This window comes from Arthrobacter globiformis (genome assembly GCF_046536215.2).
GTDB classification, from domain to species: domain Bacteria; phylum Actinomycetota; class Actinomycetes; order Actinomycetales; family Micrococcaceae; genus Arthrobacter; species Arthrobacter globiformis_E.
The window spans coordinates 1,092,413-1,111,088 of sequence record NZ_CM143421.1 but is presented as its reverse complement, the minus strand read 5'-3'; the positions used below and the strand labels follow the sequence as shown (position 1 = coordinate 1,111,088).

12 protein-coding genes are annotated in these 18,676 nt (G+C 67.4%); 8 read left to right on the top strand and 4 right to left on the bottom strand.

From position 1 onward, the window contains the following. Nucleotides 1–113 precede the first annotated feature (113 nt). Complete coding sequence (locus tag R5O87_RS05040; protein WP_410557532.1) at nt 114–1,631, bottom strand: leucyl aminopeptidase; 1,518 nt, start codon at nt 1,629–1,631, stop codon at nt 114–116. Between the two features lie 204 nt (nt 1,632–1,835). Between R5O87_RS05040 and R5O87_RS05035 the strand changes: the two genes are divergently transcribed. From R5O87_RS05035 to R5O87_RS05020, 4 genes are all read left to right on the top strand, one after another. Continuing rightward, entirely contained in the window at nt 1,836–2,774 is a 939-nt protein-coding gene (locus R5O87_RS05035; protein WP_190603358.1) for a proteasome assembly chaperone family protein, read from the top strand. Between the two features lie 93 nt (nt 2,775–2,867). Then, nucleotides 2,868–4,208 (top strand): MFS transporter, encoded by a 1,341-nt coding sequence (locus R5O87_RS05030; protein ID WP_410557531.1) that lies wholly within the window; start codon nt 2,868–2,870, stop codon nt 4,206–4,208. A 177-nt stretch (nt 4,209–4,385) separates the two neighbouring features. Beyond that, nucleotides 4,386–5,894, top strand: a complete 1,509-nt coding sequence (locus R5O87_RS05025; RefSeq protein WP_410557530.1) for a DUF4192 family protein — start codon at nt 4,386–4,388, stop codon at nt 5,892–5,894. A 457-nt stretch (nt 5,895–6,351) separates the two neighbouring features. After that, nucleotides 6,352–7,629 carry an RNA polymerase sigma factor gene (locus R5O87_RS05020; protein WP_410557529.1) on the top strand — a complete coding sequence of 426 codons (1,278 nt, stop codon included), beginning with the start codon at nt 6,352–6,354 and terminating at the stop codon, nt 7,627–7,629. Between the two features lie 582 nt (nt 7,630–8,211). On the opposite strand, the gene R5O87_RS05015 is transcribed toward R5O87_RS05020, so the two are convergent. Then, entirely contained in the window at nt 8,212–8,433 is a 222-nt protein-coding gene (locus R5O87_RS05015; protein ID WP_111903465.1) for a DUF7455 domain-containing protein, read from the bottom strand. A gap of 225 nt (nt 8,434–8,658) precedes the next feature. Here R5O87_RS05015 and R5O87_RS05010 point away from each other — a divergent pair, with 225 nt between their 5' ends. Further along, nucleotides 8,659–10,764, top strand: a complete 2,106-nt coding sequence (locus R5O87_RS05010) for a DNA gyrase/topoisomerase IV subunit B (protein WP_410557528.1) — start codon at nt 8,659–8,661, stop codon at nt 10,762–10,764. 67 nt (nt 10,765–10,831) lie between these two features. Here R5O87_RS05010 and R5O87_RS05005 read toward each other — a convergent pair whose 3' ends face one another. Together R5O87_RS05005 and R5O87_RS05000 are read right to left on the bottom strand one after the other, a co-directional pair. Next, nucleotides 10,832–11,818: a M56 family metallopeptidase gene (locus R5O87_RS05005; RefSeq protein ID WP_410557527.1), complete on the bottom strand. Its 987-nt coding sequence runs from the start codon at nt 11,816–11,818 to the stop codon at nt 10,832–10,834. Between the two features lie 6 nt (nt 11,819–11,824). Further along, the gene (locus R5O87_RS05000; RefSeq protein ID WP_190603345.1) at nt 11,825–12,211 is read right to left on the bottom strand and encodes a BlaI/MecI/CopY family transcriptional regulator; all 387 of its coding nucleotides are present in this window, start codon (nt 12,209–12,211) and stop codon (nt 11,825–11,827) included. A gap of 272 nt (nt 12,212–12,483) precedes the next feature. On the opposite strand from R5O87_RS05000, the gene R5O87_RS04995 reads away from it, so the two are divergent. Genes R5O87_RS04995 through cydD form a run of 3 tightly spaced genes read left to right on the top strand, consistent with a single transcriptional unit; the run spans nt 12,484 to nt 18,643 of the window. Then, nucleotides 12,484–14,085, top strand: a complete 1,602-nt coding sequence (locus tag R5O87_RS04995; RefSeq protein WP_410557526.1) for a cytochrome ubiquinol oxidase subunit I — start codon at nt 12,484–12,486, stop codon at nt 14,083–14,085. A gap of 31 nt (nt 14,086–14,116) precedes the next feature. Continuing rightward, entirely contained in the window at nt 14,117–15,166 is a 1,050-nt protein-coding gene (cydB, locus tag R5O87_RS04990; RefSeq protein WP_410557525.1) for a cytochrome d ubiquinol oxidase subunit II, read from the top strand. 6 nt (nt 15,167–15,172) lie between these two features. Then, a complete protein-coding gene (gene cydD, locus R5O87_RS04985; RefSeq protein ID WP_410557524.1) occupies nt 15,173–18,643 on the top strand; it encodes a thiol reductant ABC exporter subunit CydD in 3,471 nt (1,156 codons plus the stop codon). The last annotated feature ends 33 nt before the right edge of the window (nt 18,644–18,676 follow it).

Genomic DNA, 18,676 nt, shown 5'->3' with positions numbered 1-18,676 from the left:
CACCTTGCCGGTGCTTTTGTGGAGCGCTTGTGTCGAGTGTCACGCGGCTGTGTGGCGAGCGGATCACGCTGCCGCACAGCCGCTCAGCACGACGACTCACGCGGCACGCGGACTCAGGCCAGGAGATCCTCGACGTAGGACACCAGCGTGCGCACGGTGCAGCCGGTGCCCTGCTTCGGCGTGTAGCCGTAGGGTGCCCCGTTGTTGAAGGACGGTCCGGCGATGTCGATGTGCGCCCACGGGATGGTCTGGCCGCCCTTGTCCTTGCCCACGAACTCGCGCAGGAACACGGCCGCCGTCATCATGCCGCCATGGCGCTCACCGATGTTGGCGATGTCCGCCACCTGGGAGTCCAGGCTCGGCCTCAGCTCCTCCGGCAGGGGCATGGGCCACACGAGCTCGCCGGCCCTGTCGGCGGCGGCCTTCAACGGGCCGGTCACGCTGTCCGCGCCCATGATGCCGGCGGTCCGGTTGCCGAGCGCGATCAGCTGTGCGCCGGTCAGGGTGGCGACGTCGATGATGGCGTCCGGGTACTCCTGGCTTGCCGCGACGATGCCGTCGGCCATGACCAGCCGGCCCTCGGCGTCGGTGTTCAGGACCTCCACCGTCTTCCCGCCGAACATGGTCAGCACGTCGGCCGGACGCGAGGCGGCGCCGGAGGGCATGTTTTCGGCGATGCACAGCCAGGCTGTTGCCTTGACGGGCAGCCCCAGGCCGGCGATGGCCAGCACCGTATTAAGCACGACGGCGGCCCCCGCCATGTCGCTCTTCATGTCGCCCATGCCGAGGGCCGGCTTAATGGAAATGCCGCCTGTGTCGAAGGTGATGCCCTTGCCGACCAGGGCGATCTTCCTGGTGGCCTTGGCGGGGGAGTACTCCACCTTCACGAGGCGCGGCTGCCGGGCGGAGCCCTTGCCGACGCCCATGATGCCGCCGAAGCCCTCCTTCTCCAGGCGCTTTTCATCCCACACGGTGACTTTGACGGGCAGGCCCTTGGCAAGGTCCTTGGCGGCCTCGGCGAACGACTCGGGGTAGAGGTGGCTCGGCGGCTGGTTGACGAGCGAGCGGGTGGCGTTGACGGCCTTGCCCAGCAGGCGCGCACGGTCGAGTGCGGCGTTCAGGTCCTTGTCGCCGGCCAGTTCGGTGAAGATCGCGACGTCGGCCACGGGATCCTTGATGCCGTCCTTGGAAGACCGGAATTCGGTGAAGGAGTACGCGCCCAGCGCGGCACCCTCGGCGATGGCCGCAACATCGGCGACCTTCGCCGTCGGGAACGCCAGCGTGACCGAGGACAGGCCCGCAAGCTGGCGGACGGCGGAGCCGGCAGCGCGGCGCAGCGCCTCCCCGGAAACCCTTCCTCCGGCGTCGACCTTGCCCACGCCGGCCAGCACGAGGATGCCCGAGCCTGTCTCCGGAAGCCCGGGAAGGCGCACCGCCTGGTCGGGAGCGCCGGTGATGCCGAGAACCTTCAGGGAATCGGTCAGGGCCTCGGCAGATTTCGCGGTCAGCGGGTTTTCCAGCAGGAACGGGCCGTCCGTGCCCTGTCCGACGCCGATGACCACCGCGTCACTTGCCGCCTTCTTCAGGTCCCTTGCAATGGCACTAAGGTTGATTTCAGTATTCTTGACCACGAGGATCGGTCCTCAATTCTCTGTGATTATTCGGGCAGGGAGCGCAGGCAAAAGAGCCAATTCCGATCGTAGTCTCTCGTTCCGAAACTGCGCGGGAGCGCCGGGGAGTCGGGCCGGTTGAGAGCCTCGCCACAACACCCCGAGGAATGACGCCGCTGTTCCGGGCGTTATGAAGATTAACCCCGACCACGAAAGGAACTCGCCGTGTTTGAAAGGATTTCCGGCTCGCTGCTGGACCCCGACGCGCTCTATGCCAAGAACATTGGACTGTTCCATAACCCTGAGCTCCGCGGGCTGAATCTGGTGATGGGCTTTACCGGCTTCGCCGATGCCGGCCACGTGGTCCGGCAGATCACCGACGAGCTGCTGGACACCCTCGACTCCGAACGGGTCGCCGTGTTCGATGCCGACCAGCTGATGGACTACCGGTCCCGGCGTCCGCATGTGACCTTTGTTGAGGACCACCTGCAGGACTATCAGCCGCCCACCCTGGCCCTGTACCGGCTGGTTGACGGGCTGGGCAAGCCGTTCCTGTTCCTTGCCGGCTTCGAGCCGGACCTGCAGTGGGAACGCTTCGCCCGTGCCGTGGTGCAGATCGTCGAAGCCCTGGACGTCAACCTGGTGACGTGGATCCATTCGATTCCCATGCCCGTGCCCCACACCCGTCCGGTCGGGGTGACCGTGCACGGCAACCGGCCCGAACTTATTGAGGGCATCTCCTCCTGGAAGCCCACCGTGGAGGTGCCCGCCGCCGTCGGGCATGTCCTGGAGCTCCGCCTGACGGACGCCGGCCGCAACGTTGCCGGGTACGTGATCCACGTGCCGCACTACCTTGCCGAGGCGGAGTACCCCACCGCCGCAGTGGCGGGACTGGAGTACCTGGGCGCCGCCACCTCGTTGATGCTGCCCACCGACCGGCTGCGCGAGTCGGGCCGGGAAGTCGGGCGGCAGATTGCCGAGCAGATCGAGGCCTCCGAGGAAGTCCAGCAGGTGGTGGCCCGCCTCGAGGCCCGCTATGACGAAAAGGCCGAGGGCACGGTGCGCCGGTCCCTGCTCGCCAACGAAAATGATGAACTGCCCGACGGCGACGCACTGGGCGCCGCTGTAGAGGCTTACCTGGCGCGGGAAAACCCCGCGCCGTAAGCCCCGTCACGGGGCGGCATAAGACTCGTCACTGAAAGGTCAAAACCGGGCAAATTAAATAGTATTTTTGTCCGCGCCGGGGATAATAAAAGGGTGACTGCACCCCGCGCCTGGCTCATTTGGTCCATTGGCATCTTCTCGTACCTCGTGGCCGTGACGCAGCGTACGTCGTTCGGTGTGGTCGGTCTCGAGGCCACCGAGAGGTTCCATGCCAGCGCCTCGGCCATCTCCTTTTTCACGGTGCTGCAGCTGCTGGTATACGCCGGCCTTCAGATTCCGGTGGGCGTCCTGGTGGACAGGTTCGGTTCCCGGGCCATGATTGCCGGGGGCGCCCTGCTGATGGGCCTGGGCCAGCTGCAGCTGGCATTTGCCGACAGCGTTCCGGCAGGCGTGCTGGGCCGTGTGCTCGTGGGTGCCGGCGACGCCATGACCTTCATTTCCGTGATCCGGCTGATTCCGCTGTGGTTCGCGCCCGCCCGGGTTCCGCTGCTGACCCAGCTGACCGGCATGTCCGGGCAGCTCGGCCAGCTGCTGAGCGTGGTGCCGTTCGCCTTTATTCTTCACACCGCGGGCTGGACCCCGGCGTTCCTTGCGCTGGCCGGATTCTCCGGAGTCGCCGTCGTGCTCGTGGTGCTGATGCTGCAGGACGTGCCGCCCGGAACGCCCAGACAGGAGGCTGCCAAGGGGCTGCGCGCCACCGGCGTGTCCCTCTCGCGCGCGTGGAAGCAGCCGGGGACGCGGCTGGGGATGTGGAGCCACTTCACCATCCAGTTCAGCGGAACGGTATTCGCGATGACGTGGGGCTACCCGTTCCTGATTTCGGCCCAGGGCCTCAGCGCCGGCACCGTCGCCTCGCTCATGTCCCTGTACGTGGCCGGTGCCATCGGCGCCGGGCCGCTGATCGGGCGTTTCGTTGCGCGGCACCCGCTGCGGCGCTCCACCATGGTCCTCCTCCTCGTCGCTGCCACGGCTGCGGCCTGGGCGGCGGTGCTGCTGTATCCGGGCCGCTCGCCGCTGTGGCTGCTGGCGCTTCTTATTGTGGTGCTGGCCATCGGCGGCCCGGGATCCATGATCGGCTTCGACTTCGCGCGTACCTTCAACCCGGCGCACCGGATCGGGACCGCTACCGGCATCGTTAACGTGGGCGGCTTCTTCGCGGCGCTGATGGCCATCTACCTGATCGGCGCCGTGCTGGACATCCTCAACTCGACGGGTTTTTCCCGCGGGGAGCTCTATGGCCTGGAGCCGTTCCGCATCGCGCTTTGTGTGCACTTCCTGCTGCTCGGCGTCGGTTCTGTCGCCATGCTGGTGGTCCGTCGCAAGGTCCGCCGGCAGATGGCCGCGCAGGGCGTCGTGGTGCCGCCGCTCCTGCAGGCAATGGCCCAGCAGCGCCGGGAACGGATTGCCCGCCGCAGGACCCTGTCCCGCGACTAGGCTCGCCGCTGGTGGCTGGTGGCTGGTGGCTGGTGGCTGGTGGCTGGGGACGGCCGACAGTGGCGGCTGCGCTCGGGGCCCGTCCTCCACAGGCGCTCCGTTGTCCACATAGCTCAGGGATCCACATACGAGATGTTTGTGTCGCACCTACCGTGACCGCCGACGGAAGCTGTTTCCATGACAGCACCGGAGCATCTCACAATCAGCGGACCCGAAGACATTCTTGGCTACATCCCGCACAGTCTGGGCTATTGGCCGTCAGACAGCCTCGTAGCCATGACCATGCAGGGCAAACGCCTCGGAGCGACGCTTCGCGTCGACCTCCCGGAGGGCGCCGGACGCCGTAGCCGGGAGGCGTTTGCCCGGACGGTCGCGGAGTACCTGCTGGCGGACAAGGAAGCTGACGGCACGTTGCTGGTCTTCTTCAGCGCCGGCGGCTTTGACCACAACGGCTCTGACCACAACGGTTTGGACGGCAACGGCTTTGACGACGGCGGCTTTGACGACGGCGACCCCCACAGGGGTGCAGCACCGTCCTTTCGGCCCCTGCTCGCCGATCTGGAATGCGCCCTCGGGCTTGCTGGCATGCCCGTGCGCGATGCCTGGTCCGTCGGCGAAGACTATTGGCGCAACGTGTACTGCACGGACAGCAGTTGTTGCCCGCCGCCGGGTCGCCCCGTGTCCGAGATCCGTGACAGCCGGCTCAACGCGGAGATGGTGTATCTGGGCAGCAGCGTCGGTGCGCCGCCCGGGGCCGCGTCGCCCGGGAATGCCGATCCATCTGCGGCCGACGATGTGGCCGTCATGGCAGCTGAAGGCAAATGGACTCTGGCCTTGGCCGGCAAGGGGGCTCTTCGGGCGCAGTTCGATGCGGTCCTTGACGTCTGGGCAGCCGCGCTGGAGACCTTCTCGCTCGAAGCCCTTTCGCCTGACGCCCTTTCGGCTGACGCCGTCTCAAGCCGAGCCGTTCCCCGTGGCTACGGGCCAGCTGCAACTGGCACGGTCAGCGGCCTCGAACCGGAAATCGCCGGGTTCCTCCGCGCGTCCCTTCGTATTCCGGCCTGGCGGGACGCGGTCCTGGTCATGGCCGCTGCCGGGCGCGCCGCGGCGGCGTCGGGGGCCGATGCCTTCGGGATCTTCTCTGCTGGGACAGATCTGCCCGTGTCCTGTCCGGCACTGCCTGGGACGTGCCCCGCTCCGAGAGGTCTGCCCGAACCTGTGCCCGACGTCCGGGAGGCATCTTCGGCATCCGGAGCAGGACAGCTACCCGGAACAAAAGAGAGCGCCAGCCGGCACCAGCAGGCCGCGGCCCCAGGTTGTCCCGGCGAGGTGGCCGCTTCCGACGACAGCCCGGATGCCCTGCCCGGTTACGGCCAAGTCCTGTTGGGCCTGAGCCCGCCCGTGCCGGACTGGGACACGCTGAAACGCCTGGAGGCCTTGATGCAGGAGCTGTCGTCGTACGGCGGGGGCGAGGCCCAGGCTGCGGCACTGACGGCGACGGGCTGGATCGAATGGTGCCGGGGGAGAGGTTCCTTCGCGCACGCATCATTGACCAGGGCTCTGGAAGCCAGCCCGGGATACCGGCTGGCCGAATTGCTGTCTGAGGTGGTCCGGCGCGGAACAATTTGCGGCTGGGCAGGGCGCCGCGAGGCCGCCTGGCAGAAATTTGGATCGGATGCCGCCTAGTTCGACGCTCGCGTTCGGCACCGCGTGATTTGGCACCGCCCGGTCCGAAGCAGCCGATGACGCTGCCTAGTCCGACCCCGCCTGGTTCGGACGAAGCCTAGTCCGACACAGCCCAGTGCGACACCGCCCCCGACAGCACCCGGCGCAGAGCGGCATAGGCGCCGAATTTGGAGGCAGATCTGGTGCCGCCGGAGCCGACACGACCCCACGGACAGGGCGCAATACCGCCCGGTCGGCCCCCGGCGCGGAAAATCGTGAGACAATGGAGGCCGAGACCCGGTTGGGTCCGTGAATCAATGCTTGCAGTGGATCCCAAACGGGAACATTGCAGCCGCCCCGGCAGTTCTACTTAGTGGCCCTGTCGGTCGGTTGCATCTGATGTCAATCACGGACTTGACAGGGTCATAGTGGTGTTGCCCGAAGGTGACTCCACAGACCGCCGCTAGAAAGGTTTTCTGTGACCCCGTCTTCCGCGAAGAAGGAACCCGCCGCCCTGGCCGTTGACACTGCCGAGGAGAAGCCGGCGGCATCCAGCGCCAAGCGTGCAGCCACCCGTGCCGCTGGGAAGCCCGAGCCCAAGAAGCGCGGACCCAAGCCCGGAGCCAAGGCTGCAGCCGAAGCTGCCGGAAGCCGCTCAACCACCGATGACGATGCCGACCTGGAAGTCGAGGAGGACCTCGACGACGCGCAGCCGGACACCGCTGATCTGGTCGATGAACCCGACGAGGCCGGCAAGGAAGCCGCAGCGCCTACCGGTTCGGGATTCGTTTACTCTGACGCTGACGACGACGACGCACCTGTCCAGCAGGTTATGTCGGCCGGCGCCACCGCCGACCCCGTCAAGGACTACCTGAAGCAGATCGGTAAGGTAGCCCTCCTTAACGCCGAACAGGAAGTTGACCTGGCGCTCCGCATCGAGGCCGGCCTGTTCGCCGAAGAAAAGATCGCCGCCGATGACGGCTCCATGGACGCGAAGTACAAGCGCGAGCTTGAGTTCATCATCCATGACGGTAAGCGCGCTAAGAACCACCTGCTTGAGGCCAACCTCCGCCTCGTTGTCTCGCTGGCCAAGCGCTACACCGGTCGCGGCATGCTGTTCCTGGACCTCATCCAGGAAGGCAACCTCGGCCTCATCCGTGCCGTCGAGAAGTTCGACTACACCAAGGGCTTCAAGTTCTCCACCTACGCCACTTGGTGGATCCGTCAGGCCATCACCCGTGCCATGGCGGACCAGGCCCGCACCATCCGTATCCCGGTGCACATGGTGGAAGTCATTAACAAGCTGGCCCGTGTCCAGCGCCAGATGCTCCAGGACCTGGGTCGCGAACCCACGCCCGAAGAGCTGGCGCTCGAGCTGGACATGACGCCCGAGAAGGTCGTCGAAGTCCAGAAGTACGGCCGCGAGCCGATTTCGCTCCACACGCCGCTCGGCGAGGACGGCGACTCCGAGTTCGGTGACCTCATCGAGGACTCCGAAGCAGTCGTTCCGGCCGACGCCGTGAGCTTCACCCTGCTGCAGGAACAGCTGCACTCCGTGCTGGACACCCTGTCCGAGCGCGAAGCCGGCGTCGTTGCCATGCGGTTCGGCCTCACGGATGGCCAGCCGAAGACTTTAGACGAAATCGGCAAGGTCTACGGCGTTACGCGTGAGCGCATCCGTCAGATCGAATCCAAGACCATGTCCAAGCTCCGCCACCCGTCCCGGTCGCAGGTGCTGCGGGACTACCTGGACTAGGAAACGCGAACAAAAGGCCAGGCCTTTCGCCGGACATCGGCGGCAGGCCTGGCCTTTGTCGTGCCGGGCCAAGTTGTGGCCCGAGCGGCCAGGGATGCCAATCGTGCGGCCGGCGGGCGGTCGTCCTAGCGCGGCCATGTCTTGCGGGGGCTGGTCTGGCCCGTAGGAGATCCACGGTCCGCACACGAATGCGGCCGCAGCGCAGGAGGGTTGAACCGGCAGGGCTAAAACGCTGGCGCGGAGTGCTGCGCTTGCCTGTGCCCTCAGCTACAAGGAATCCATCCCGGCGGCTCAGACGCCGCGCGCAGCTGTCCGCACTACCCGAAGTGGCCGCGGCAACAGTCACCCGCCTCGGGCTGCATGCATGCGGGCTGGATCCAAAAGTTTTCTTGATCCTCTGAGAACGAAAACTAGGTAGCATTTCAGGGCGTTCCCAGCGCTGAGAACGCCCTGTGCTGCTACACAGTTGGGCGCCGCAAGTTGGAAGAACTGGCGAAGAGAAAGCCACCGGGGGCCGCGGCAGCGCAGGCAAAGAAAAAGCCAGGACCCCCGCGCGGGGATCCTGGCTTTACGCTTTGTTGGCTAGTCGACCGGAACCGGTGCCTTTTCGTGCAGCCGGTCCGTCTCATCGTGCCAGTCAGAGCTGAGCGGCCTAAGGGTCGCTTCGACGGCGCGTGAATGGTGGGCGCAGAAGAGCAGCTCACCTCCGGAGGACTCGAGTACAACCCGGACGTATGCCTGCGCTCCGCAACGGTCACACCGGTCAGCTGCGGTTAGCGTGCGGTCGGCAACTGCTGTTGTCATGTCGGCCTCCTTAGTAGATCTGTACATCTATATAACCAGCATTCGCGGCCATTCCATGGCAAGGATGGGTCACTTTCGCTGTCCGCGTATCACGTGTGCGTAACGAACGCCGGGAGCGGTGACCCGTGTCGGGAGTGGCAGTCAGGCATTTGGCGGCATCGGGACTAGGCTAGAGGGAGCTTTTTAACGCCGATCCGGCCTGTTCCCCAAAGGAGTTCACTACCTGTGGCACCGAGTTCTGATTACACCGCCCGCCACCTTTCGGTGCTGGAGGGGCTGGAGGCCGTGCGCAAACGCCCCGGCATGTACATCGGATCCACGGACTCCCGCGGCCTCATGCACTGCCTCTGGGAAATCATCGACAACTCCGTTGACGAGGCGCTGGCCGGCTTTGGCCACGACATCAAGATCATCCTGCACGCAGACAACTCCGTAGAGATCCACGACGACGGCCGCGGCATTCCCGTCGACGTCGAACCCAAGACTGGCCTCACCGGCGTCGAAGTCGTCTTCACCAAGCTCCACGCAGGCGGCAAGTTCGGCGGCGGCTCCTACACCGCCTCCGGCGGCCTGCACGGCGTCGGCGCCTCCGTCGTCAACGCGCTCTCCGCGCGTCTTGACGCCGAGGTGGACCGGGGCGGCAAGACGTACAGGATGTCCTTCCGCCGGGGTGAGCCCGGCCGCTTCAACGACAACGGCCGCCCCAACCCGACCGCCGCCTTCGCGCCGTTCGTCGAGGACTCCGTCCTCGACGTCGTCGGCAAGGCCAAGCGCGGCGTCACCGGAACACGCATCCGTTACTGGGCAGACACCCAGATCTTCACGCCGGATGCCCGCTTCTCCTACGAGGAACTCACCGCGCGTGCCCGCCAGACCTCCTTCCTGGTCCCCGGCCTGAAGATCACCGTCCGCGACGAACGCAAGCTCCCCGGCACCCCCGGCGAGCTCGGGGCGCACGAGGAAGTTTTCCACCACGACGGCGGCATCTCCGAGTTCGTGGACTTCCTCGCCGCAGATTCCGGGGTCACGGACGTCTGGCGCCTGCATGGCGCCGGCAAGTTCAAGGAAACCGTCCCCGTCCTGGATGAGAAGGGCCACAGCAAGATCGCGGAAGTGGAACGCGACTGCGAAGTGGACGTCGCATTGCGCTGGGGGATCGGCTACGACACCACCGTCCGCAGCTTCGTGAACATCATCTCCACCCCCAAGGGCGGCACCCACCAGGCCGGCTTCGAGCAGGCCCTGGTCAAGACGTTCCGGAAAACCGTGGAAGCCAATGCGCGGAAACTCAAGGCTGGCAACGACAAGATCGAGAAGGACGACATCTTCGCCGGACTCACGGCTGTCCTGACCGTTCGCCTCGCCGAGCCGCAGTTCGAGGGCCAGACCAAGGAAATCCTCGGCACCTCGGCGGTCAAGGCAATCGTGGCCCGCGTGGTGGAGAAGGAGATCGCTGCCAAGCTCAACTCCGCCAACCGCAACGACAAGGCCCAGTCGGCGCTGCTTCTGGAAAAGATCGTCAGCGAGATGAAGTCGCGCATCTCGGCGCGCGTCCACAAGGAGACGCAGCGCCGCAAGACAGCGCTTGAGTCGTCGTCGATGCCCACCAAGCTGGCCGACTGCCGCACCGACGACGTCGCCCGTTCCGAACTGTTCATCGTGGAGGGTGACTCGGCCCTGGGCACGGCCAAGCTGGCGCGCTCCTCCGACTTCCAGGCACTGCTGCCGATCCGCGGCAAGATCCTCAACGTCCAGAAGGCCTCCGTGGGCGACATGCTCTCGAACGCCGAGTGCGCGGCCCTCATCCAGGTGGTCGGGGCCGGCTCCGGTCGGAGTTTCGCGATCGAAGCCGCCCGCTACGGGAAGGTCATCCTGATGACCGACGCCGACGTCGACGGCGCCCACATCCGTACGCTGCTGCTCACCCTGTTCTTCCGGTACATGCGGCCCATGGTGGAGGAAGGGCGGGTGTTCGCTGCTGTTCCGCCGCTGCACCGGGTGGAAGTCATCAACCCCGGCCAGAAGGCCAACGAAATGATCTACACGTATTCCGAGGCCGAGCTGCACGGCCTGCTGGCCAAACTCGCCGCCGAAGGCAGGAAGTACAAGGAGCCCATCCAGCGCTACAAGGGCCTGGGCGAGATGGACGCGGAGCAGCTGGCCGAGACCACCATGGACCCCCGCCACCGCATGCTCCGCAAGGTCAACATCGAGAATGCGCAGCAGGCGGAACACACGTTCGACCTGCTGATGGGATCGGACGTCGCGCCGCGCAAGGACTTCATCATCGCCGGTGCCTCCAGCCTGGACCGCGAACGCATCGACGCCTAAGGCTCGGCTCCCATGAGCCGGCGCCCGGCGCCGGCTCAGCCGTGGCACCCCGGCGCCTAGGACCAGCTCAGCCCAGCAGGCCGGGAACGATCAGCAGGGCGGTGGGCATGGCCAGCAGCAGCGTGCACACGGCAAGGACGGCTGCCCGGAGGCCGCCGGCGAGCGGGGGCTTAGGTGAGAGAAGGCGGCTGACGCGTGACGCCGTCGTACTTGCCGGGCCGGCGCCGCCGGCACCGTCGGGCAGCTCGAGGCTTGCGCCCGCAAGGCCTGCCGGTTCGACCACGGCGGCCCCATTGGGTGCCGCCGAGCCGCTCGCGACGATGGCGATGGCCTTGATCAGGGTGGCCTTGCTCTCGGTCTTGAGGGCGACGTCGTCCGCCAGCATTTCAATCAGGGAGTTCACGGCTTCCTGGGCGAGGCGCGTGGTTGGCAGCCACGGCAGCGCCTGGCGCCACGCAGCAAAGGCCCACAGCAGCAGGTGGTGGCGCTGGGTGAGGTGGGCGTTTTCGTGAATCAGGACGGCACGCAGCTCCGCCGGTTCAAGGGCCGCCATGAGCCCGTCGGAGAGGACCGTCACGGAGCGGGCGCCGCCCGGGAGACAGTACGCCACCGGGGAATCGTGGCTGATGACCACCGTGCCGGGCCCGTCGTCGGACGGCGAGGCCAGAAGGGCCAGCAGCTCGCGGTGGCGCCGGCGCTGGCGCTCAATCTTGTAATAGGTCAGCAGCAGCGTGAAGACGAGGTGCGCCGTCAGCAGTGCTGCCGCGGAGAGCGCGAAGAGATGCCAGAAACCCAGCGCGGTGGTGGGCGCCGCGAACAGCACCATGCCTGCCAGCGCGCGGAGGCCCGCAATCAGGTTGTCGCCTACGGGCTCGAGGCCGTAGACCAGCATGGCGCCGATCATGGACAGGCCACCGGCGAGGGCGATGGCCTGCCACAGCACCATGGCCGTGAACGGGTCGCGCGCCGGCCAGTGGGCGCGCGAAAGAAGGATAGGTACCGGCCAGGCCAGTACTATCGCCAGGACCGCCAGGAAATATGAGGTCCAGAACATCAGGTGTTAGCTGTGGCCAAGCAGTTTGCGCAGCGTCTCGGCTTCACTTTCCGTCACCGAACCGATGAACCGGGCCAGCACGGCCTCGCGGTCCGGGGCGGAACCCAGCACTTCGTGCATGAGTTCGGCGGTGTGGTCTTCGCGGCTGGATACAGCCTGGTAGCGGTGCGGCCGGGTGCCGCGTTCGCGTTCCACGAGGCCCTTCTTTTCCAGGCGCGACAGGACCGTCAGTACGGTGGTGACCGCCAGGTCCTTGCCCTCGTGCCCTGCTGCTCCGCCATGCGCTGCCGTGCTCTGCGCAAGCAGGTCACGCAGCGTGTTGGCCGTGGCTGCTTCGTGGCCCGCCCAGAGCAGGTCCATGACCGCGCGTTCCAGTTCCCCAAGACTTGCCATCTGTACATCCTTTTGACAACGCACTGCCAAGGGCCGGCTGCCCGGCCCGTGCCGTGATTCCAATACTGCAACTTCAAATCTATCGTGTTTGGTCCTTCGTTTCTACATGAGGTAGAACGCTCGGCGCGTCGCGGGTGATTGCGTTCCTCCGATGTGCATGCAACCGTGTTTACAGTGTTCGACCTGTGTTCTACACTCTGTAGAAGTTGAAGTTCTACGTCGCGTAGAAAACAACGCTGGAGAGCTAGACCCAACCGTAAGTAGGGACCGCCTTGGACGCCTTGGAAATCGCACGCTGGCAATTCGGAATCACCACCGTCTACCACTTCATGATGGTGCCGCTGACAATCGGCCTGGGCCTGGTCGTCGCGGTAATGCAGACCATCTGGTACCGCACCGCGAATCCGGCCTATCTGCGGATGACCAAGTTCTGGGGAAAGCTCTTCCTCATCAACTTCATCATGGGCGTGGCCACGGGCATCGTGCAGGAGTTCCAGTTCGGCATGGCGTGGAGCGAGTACAGCCGGTTCGTGGGTGACGTCTTCGGCGCCCCGCTGGCCCTCGAGGCGCTCCTGGCGTTCTTCGTCGAGTCAACGTTCCTGGGCCTGTGGATCTTCGGCTGGAAGCAGCTGAAGAGGGGCGTTCACCTCGCCTGCCTCTGGGTCGCCGTCGTCGGCTCGTTCTTCTCCGCCTACTTCATCATCGTGGCCAACAGCTGGATGCAGCACCCCGTGGGCGTCACCATGATTGACGGCCGGCCGGTCATGACCGACGCCTGGGCCGTCTTCACCAACAACACCGCCCTCGTGGCCGTGCCGCACACCCTCTTCGGTGCCCTCGCCGTGGCCGGCGGGTTCCTGCTGGGCATCGCCTGGTACCACCTCTGGCGGAGGCGCCGCGACGGGATCGACACCATCGGCCCGGACGGCAAGGTGGTTGCCGGGGAAGCCGAGATCCCGGGCCGCGACCGCACGGACTACTCAGTCTGGATCAAGTCGCTGCGGATCGGTGCCGTCGTCGCCATGATTTCCTTTGCCGGGACCGCGATCACCGGTGACCTGCAGGGCAAGCTGATGTTCCAGCAGCAGCCCATGAAGATGGCCGCCGCCGAGGCCGCCTGCCACGATGGCACGGGCTTCTCGGTCCTGAGCGTGGGCAACGTCGGCGCACGCAACTGTGATGACATCAAGGCCGTCATCGAGGTGCCCGGCATTCTCTCCTTCCTCGCCAAGGGCGACTTCACCACCGAAGTGAAGGGCGTCAACAGCCTGATCGACCAGTACAAGGCGGACTACGGCACGAAAGTCCCGGACAACCCCATCTACGGCGACCGTGCGGGCCAGGAGATCCAGTACGTACCCGTCATGGAGGTCACCTACTGGGGCTTCCGCGCCATGATCGGGTTCGGCGGCCTCGCAGCCCTCGCCGCCCTGGTGGCGCTCTGGCTCACCCGCAAGGGGACCGTCCCCGAGTCGCGCTGGCTCATGCGGCTGGCCGTGTTCGGCATCCTCGCACCCTTCGGAGCCAACGCCGCGGGCTGGATCTTCACGGAAATGGGCCGGCAGCCGTTCGTGGTGGCACCCAACCCTGACCTCAACGGCATCGACCAGGTGTTCATGTTCACCGCCGCGGCCGTTTCGCCCGGGGTCTCCGCCGGTGAGATCCTGACCTCCCTCGTGGTCCTCACTCTGATCTACGCGGTGCTCCTGGTGGTGGAAGTCAAGCTGCTCGTGAAATACGTCCGGGGCGGCGTCGTCTCGGCCATGCCCGAACTGGTCCACGCGCCGGTCGACGAGAACGAGGACGCCACTCCCCGCGACGGCGGACCGGACAAGCCCGGAACCTCCGACGACGTTCTGGCCTTCGCCTACTAGCCCGAGCCTACAAAGACCGAGGATACAAAGCATGGAACTGCTGCCAACCATCTGGTTCATTGCCATCGCCGTCCTGTGGACCGGCTACCTCTTCCTGGAGGGCTTCGACCTGGGCGTAGGGATGCTGATGAAGATCTTTGCCCGCAACAACACCGAACGCCGCGTGCTGCTCAACACCATCGGGCCGGTCTGGGACGGAAATGAAGTCTGGCTCCTGACCGCCGGCGGCGCCACCTTCGCAGCCTTCCCGTTCTGGTACGCCTCCCTGTTCTCCGCCCTGTACCTGCCGCTGCTGCTGGTCCTCGTGGCGCTGATCTTCCGGGCAGTGGCGTTCGAATACCGGGGCAAGGTGGACACTGACCGCTGGCGCAACACCTGGGACTGGGCCATCGCCGGCGGCTCTTTCCTTGCCGCCTTCGGCGTGGGCGCCGCGCTGGGTCTCACCACCACCGGGCTGCCGCTGGACGCCAACGGCGACCGCGACGGCGGGCCGTTCGCCTGGTTCAGCTGGTACGCCGTGCTGGGCGGCCTGGCGGTGGCCTGCTTCGCGCTGCTGCACGCCCTGGCGTTCCTGGCGTTGAAGACCGACGGCGATGTCCGGCACCGTGCGCGGCAGTGGTTCGTGCGGCTGCTTCCCCTGCTGCTCCTTCCGATGGCCGGCTGGGCCATCGGCGTGCAGGTCCTCAGCGGGAAAGCCTGGACGCTGGCTGTCCTCGCGGTGGCCGTGGTCGCCGCGGTGGTGGCCTGGGCGCAGGCCCGGAAGGGCAACGAAGGCCGGGCCTTCCTGGCGACCGGCGTGTTCCTGCTGGGCGGCTCCGCCTCCATCTTCGGTGCGGTCTTCCCGGTGGTGCTGCCGTCCACCATCGACCCCGCCTACAACCTCACCATCGCCAATGCCTCCTCCTCCGACTACACCCTCGGCCTGATGAGCATCGTGGCCTGCGTCGGACTGCCGCTGGTGATCGCCTACCAGGCCTGGACGTACTGGGTGTTCCGCCGCCGCGTCAGCGCAGCGCACATCCCGGAGGCACACAGCTTCCTGCCCGCAGTGGCAGCGAAAGCACTGATCAGGAAAGACTGACCCGCCTTGAAGCCCCAGTTCCCGTCCGGACCGTCCACCCGCCGCGCCCTTTACGGCCTTGGCCTGCTCGCTGCGCTGAAGGCCCTGTCCCTGGTGCTCATGGGACAGGCCGTGGCGTCCGTCCTCGCCGGCCTCATGACGCAGGACCCCGGGTGGGCTGACCAGCTGGCCTGGGGTGCCGCCGGCGTGGTGCTGCGGTCCGTCACGGTCTGGGCCCAGGGAGTCGCCGCAAGGCGCGCAGCCCTGGGGGTCAAGGAGGAGCTGCGGGCGCAGCTGCTCGAGGCGGCACTCCGGAACGGCGTCCGGGCTGCAGGCCCTTCCGACGGCGGCCTGGCGGTGCTCGCGACGCGCGGTCTGGATGCCCTGGACAGTTACTACACCCAGTACCTGCCGGCGCTGGTGAACTGTGCCGCCATACCGCTGCTGCTCGGCGCCCGGATCCTCTTCGCCGACTGGGTCAGCGCCGTGGTGATCGTGCTGACGGTGCCGCTGGTCCCGTTGTTCATGGTGCTGATCGGCCGCTACACCGAGGATAAGGTCCGCGATGCCCAGGCCGCCCTGTCCCGGTTGTCCGGGCACATGCTCGAACTCGCCAAGGGACTTCCGGTGCTGGTGGGGCTCGGACGCGCCGCCGCCCAGCGCCGCGCCCTGGAGGACATTTCCGAGGACTACCGGTCCCGGACCATGGGAACCCTGCGGACGGCGTTCCTGTCTGCCCTCGCACTGGAACTGATCGCCACCATTTCCGTTGCCGTGGTGGCGGTGTTCATCGGCGTCCGGCTGGTCCACGGCGACATGGCGCTGGAGGCCGGCCTGCTGGCCCTCATCCTGGCCCCCGACTGCTACCTCCCGCTGCGTGAGCTGGGTACCGCCCACCACGCGAGCGACGACGGCCGGGCAGCTCTTGCTGAAACGACGGCGGTGCTGGACGCACCGGAGCCCCGGCGGCTCGTGCCGGGTCCGGCCGCGGTTGCCGGCGGCCCGGCGGGCATAACTGTCCGGGACCTCACCGTGCGTTATCCGGGAAGGCAGGGTCCCGCCGTCGGGCCTCTCAGCTTTTCGGCGCCGGCCGGACTGGTCACAGCACTGGACGGTCCTAGCGGGGCCGGCAAGAGCACGGTGCTGGGCGTTCTCGCGGGAACTGTCGGAACCGGGGCGGGCACCGCTGTGTCCGGAACCCTTGAGGGATTCGCGGCGGGCGATGTGGCCTGGGTGCCGCAGCACCCCGTGATGGTGGCTGACACCGTGCGCGGAGAGGTGCTGCTGTACCTGACGGCGGCCAGTGCAGTGGCCGGGGGTGCTGAAGCACCTGCCGGGGGAGTGCTGCGCTGCCTGGCGGCCGTCGGCGCAGACCATCTTGCGGACAAGCACCCGGCCGAACTCAGCCCCGGCGAGCTGCGCCGCGTCGCCCTCGCCCGCGGCCTGGCCCGCATCGAGGCGGGAGCCACGGTATTGCTCCTGGACGAACCCACGGCACACCTCGACCGGGACTCGGCCAACCGTGTCCACGACGCGATCCGTGCGCTGCGCGGCCGTGCCACCGTCATTCTGGTGGCCCACGACCGGCAGACGAGGGAACTCGCCAACAGGATCGTGCCGGTGTCCGGCCCTTCAGCCGGGGCCGCGGCGCCCACCAGCGATATTCTGTCCGCTGCTCCGGTCCCGGCCGGTGCCGCTGAGCGCCCTGCGTCTGCCGTTGGGGAGGGCGCTGCCGCTCCCGGTGCCGCGCCCGGCGTCCCCGCCACCGGGGCCCCAGTCAGCGCCGGCCATACCGCCGGGATCCTCGCCCGGCTGCTCGCGCCCGTCCGCGGACGGTTCGCTGCTTCCGGGTTCGTCGGCGCCCTGGCCGCCCTTTTCGCCGTCGCGCTTTCCGGATTGTCCGGATGGCTCATCCTGCGCGCCAGCGAGCAGCCGCCCATCATGTATCTCCTGACTGCCATCGTTGGTGTCCGGTTCTTCGGCATCGGCCGCGCCGTTCTGCGCTACTGGGAACGGCTCCTCCTGCACGAAGCCGTCTTTGCCGCCCTGACGAAGCTGCGCGGCGGCCTCTGGGCGTCCCTTAGCCAGCGGGCACTGTCCCTGCGCCGGCTCCTGCAGGGCGGCAACGTGCTGGGAGCCGTCATCGAGGACGTCGACACGGTCCGGGACCTGCTCCCGCGGGTAGTGCTGCCGCCGGTAACCGCCGTGGCGGTGGCCGCAGCCGCTGCAGGTACGGTGGGCTGGCTGCTTCCGGCGGCCCTGCCGGCAGTGCTCGCCGCCGCCCTGGTGAGCCTGGTGGCCGCGCCCGCCGCGGCCCTGATCGCCGACCGGATGTCGGCAAAGGCCGAACAGCGGCTGCGCTCCGGGGTCCTCCGGCGGGTCGCCGCCGCCTTGGACGCCAGGGCTGAACTGCACGCGAACGGAGCGAAGGAACCGGTTCTGGACGGCATCCGCGCGCTGGACCGGGATGCAACCGCCATGGCACGGCGCTCGGCCTGGGCTGAAGGGCTCGGCCAGGCACTCACCGTAGCCGGGTGCGGCGCCGCCGCCCTCTGCAGTGCCGTGCTGGCGGCTCCGCTGGTGCAGGCCGGGTCCCTTCCGGCGACCACCGTCGGCGTTGTGGTCCTTCTGCAGCTGGCGCTCGCAGAACCTTTTGGGGCCATGACGACGGCGGTCAGGCAGTTCCCGGCGCTGCGTGGGGTCCTGCGCCGCATTGGGGAGTCAGGGGTCCTGCAGCCGGGCGAACACGGCACCGGCAAGAGTTCCGCATGCGGCAAGGATTCCGAACAACCTTCCCGGCCGGATTCCCGCGAGTTCGGGCAGCCGGGCGTCGAACTCGATGGGCTGTCGGCCGCTTGGCCAGGGGGCGGTGCAGTCTTCAGCGGTCTGTCAGCGGTGGCCGAGCCCGGGCGCTGGCTGGCGGTGACCGGACCGTCCGGCGCCGGCAAGTCGACGCTGCTGGCAGTGATGCTGGGCTTCCTCCCTGCCCGGGAAGGCCGCATCGCGGTGACTGGCACCGCGGCGTGGTGCCCGCAGGAGGCGCATCTCTTCGATTCGACGGTCCGCGGCAACCTGCTTCTCGGCAGCCCGCGGCAAGAGCCCGGCCCAGGGTCCTCGGCGGAGACCGAGAGGGCGATGCGGGAAGCGCTGGAGGCAGTTGGCCTGGCGCCCCTGCTGGCACGGCTGGCAGGCGGCCTGGATACCCGCATCGGACCCGGCGGAGCATTCCTCAGCGGTGGCGAGCGGCAGCGGCTGGCAGTGGCGCGCACTCTCATGACCCAGGCCGACGTGATCCTCCTGGACGAGCCCACGGCGCACCTCGATGCCGAATCCGGCCGGGCTCTCATCGCGGACCTGCGCGCCGGACTCGCCTCGCGCACCGTGGTGCTGGTGACCCACAACCCGGCCGACATCAGCCCCGACGATGCGCTCCTGGACCTTCAGCCCGAACACCGGCCCGCGGCAGCTGCGTTGATGGCGTCTGCGCGCCTGGCCTAGCGCGCGGCCGGGCCTGGCCTAACGCGCGGCCGG

Bases quoted from the DNA above. Each gene is read 5' to 3' on its own strand.
- R5O87_RS05000 (WP_190603345.1), bottom strand. From the start codon at position 12,211: ATGGCAAGTCTTGGGGAACTGGAACGCGCGGTCATGGACCTGCTCTGG.
- R5O87_RS05005 (WP_410557527.1), bottom strand. From the start codon at position 11,818: ATGTTCTGGACCTCATATTTCCTGGCGGTCCTGGCGATAGTACTGGCC.
- R5O87_RS05015 (WP_111903465.1), bottom strand. From the start codon at position 8,433: ATGACAACAGCAGTTGCCGACCGCACGCTAACCGCAGCTGACCGGTGT.
- cydB (WP_410557525.1), top strand. From the start codon at position 14,117: ATGGAACTGCTGCCAACCATCTGGTTCATTGCCATCGCCGTCCTGTGG.
- R5O87_RS05025 (WP_410557530.1), top strand. From the start codon at position 4,386: ATGACAGCACCGGAGCATCTCACAATCAGCGGACCCGAAGACATTCTT.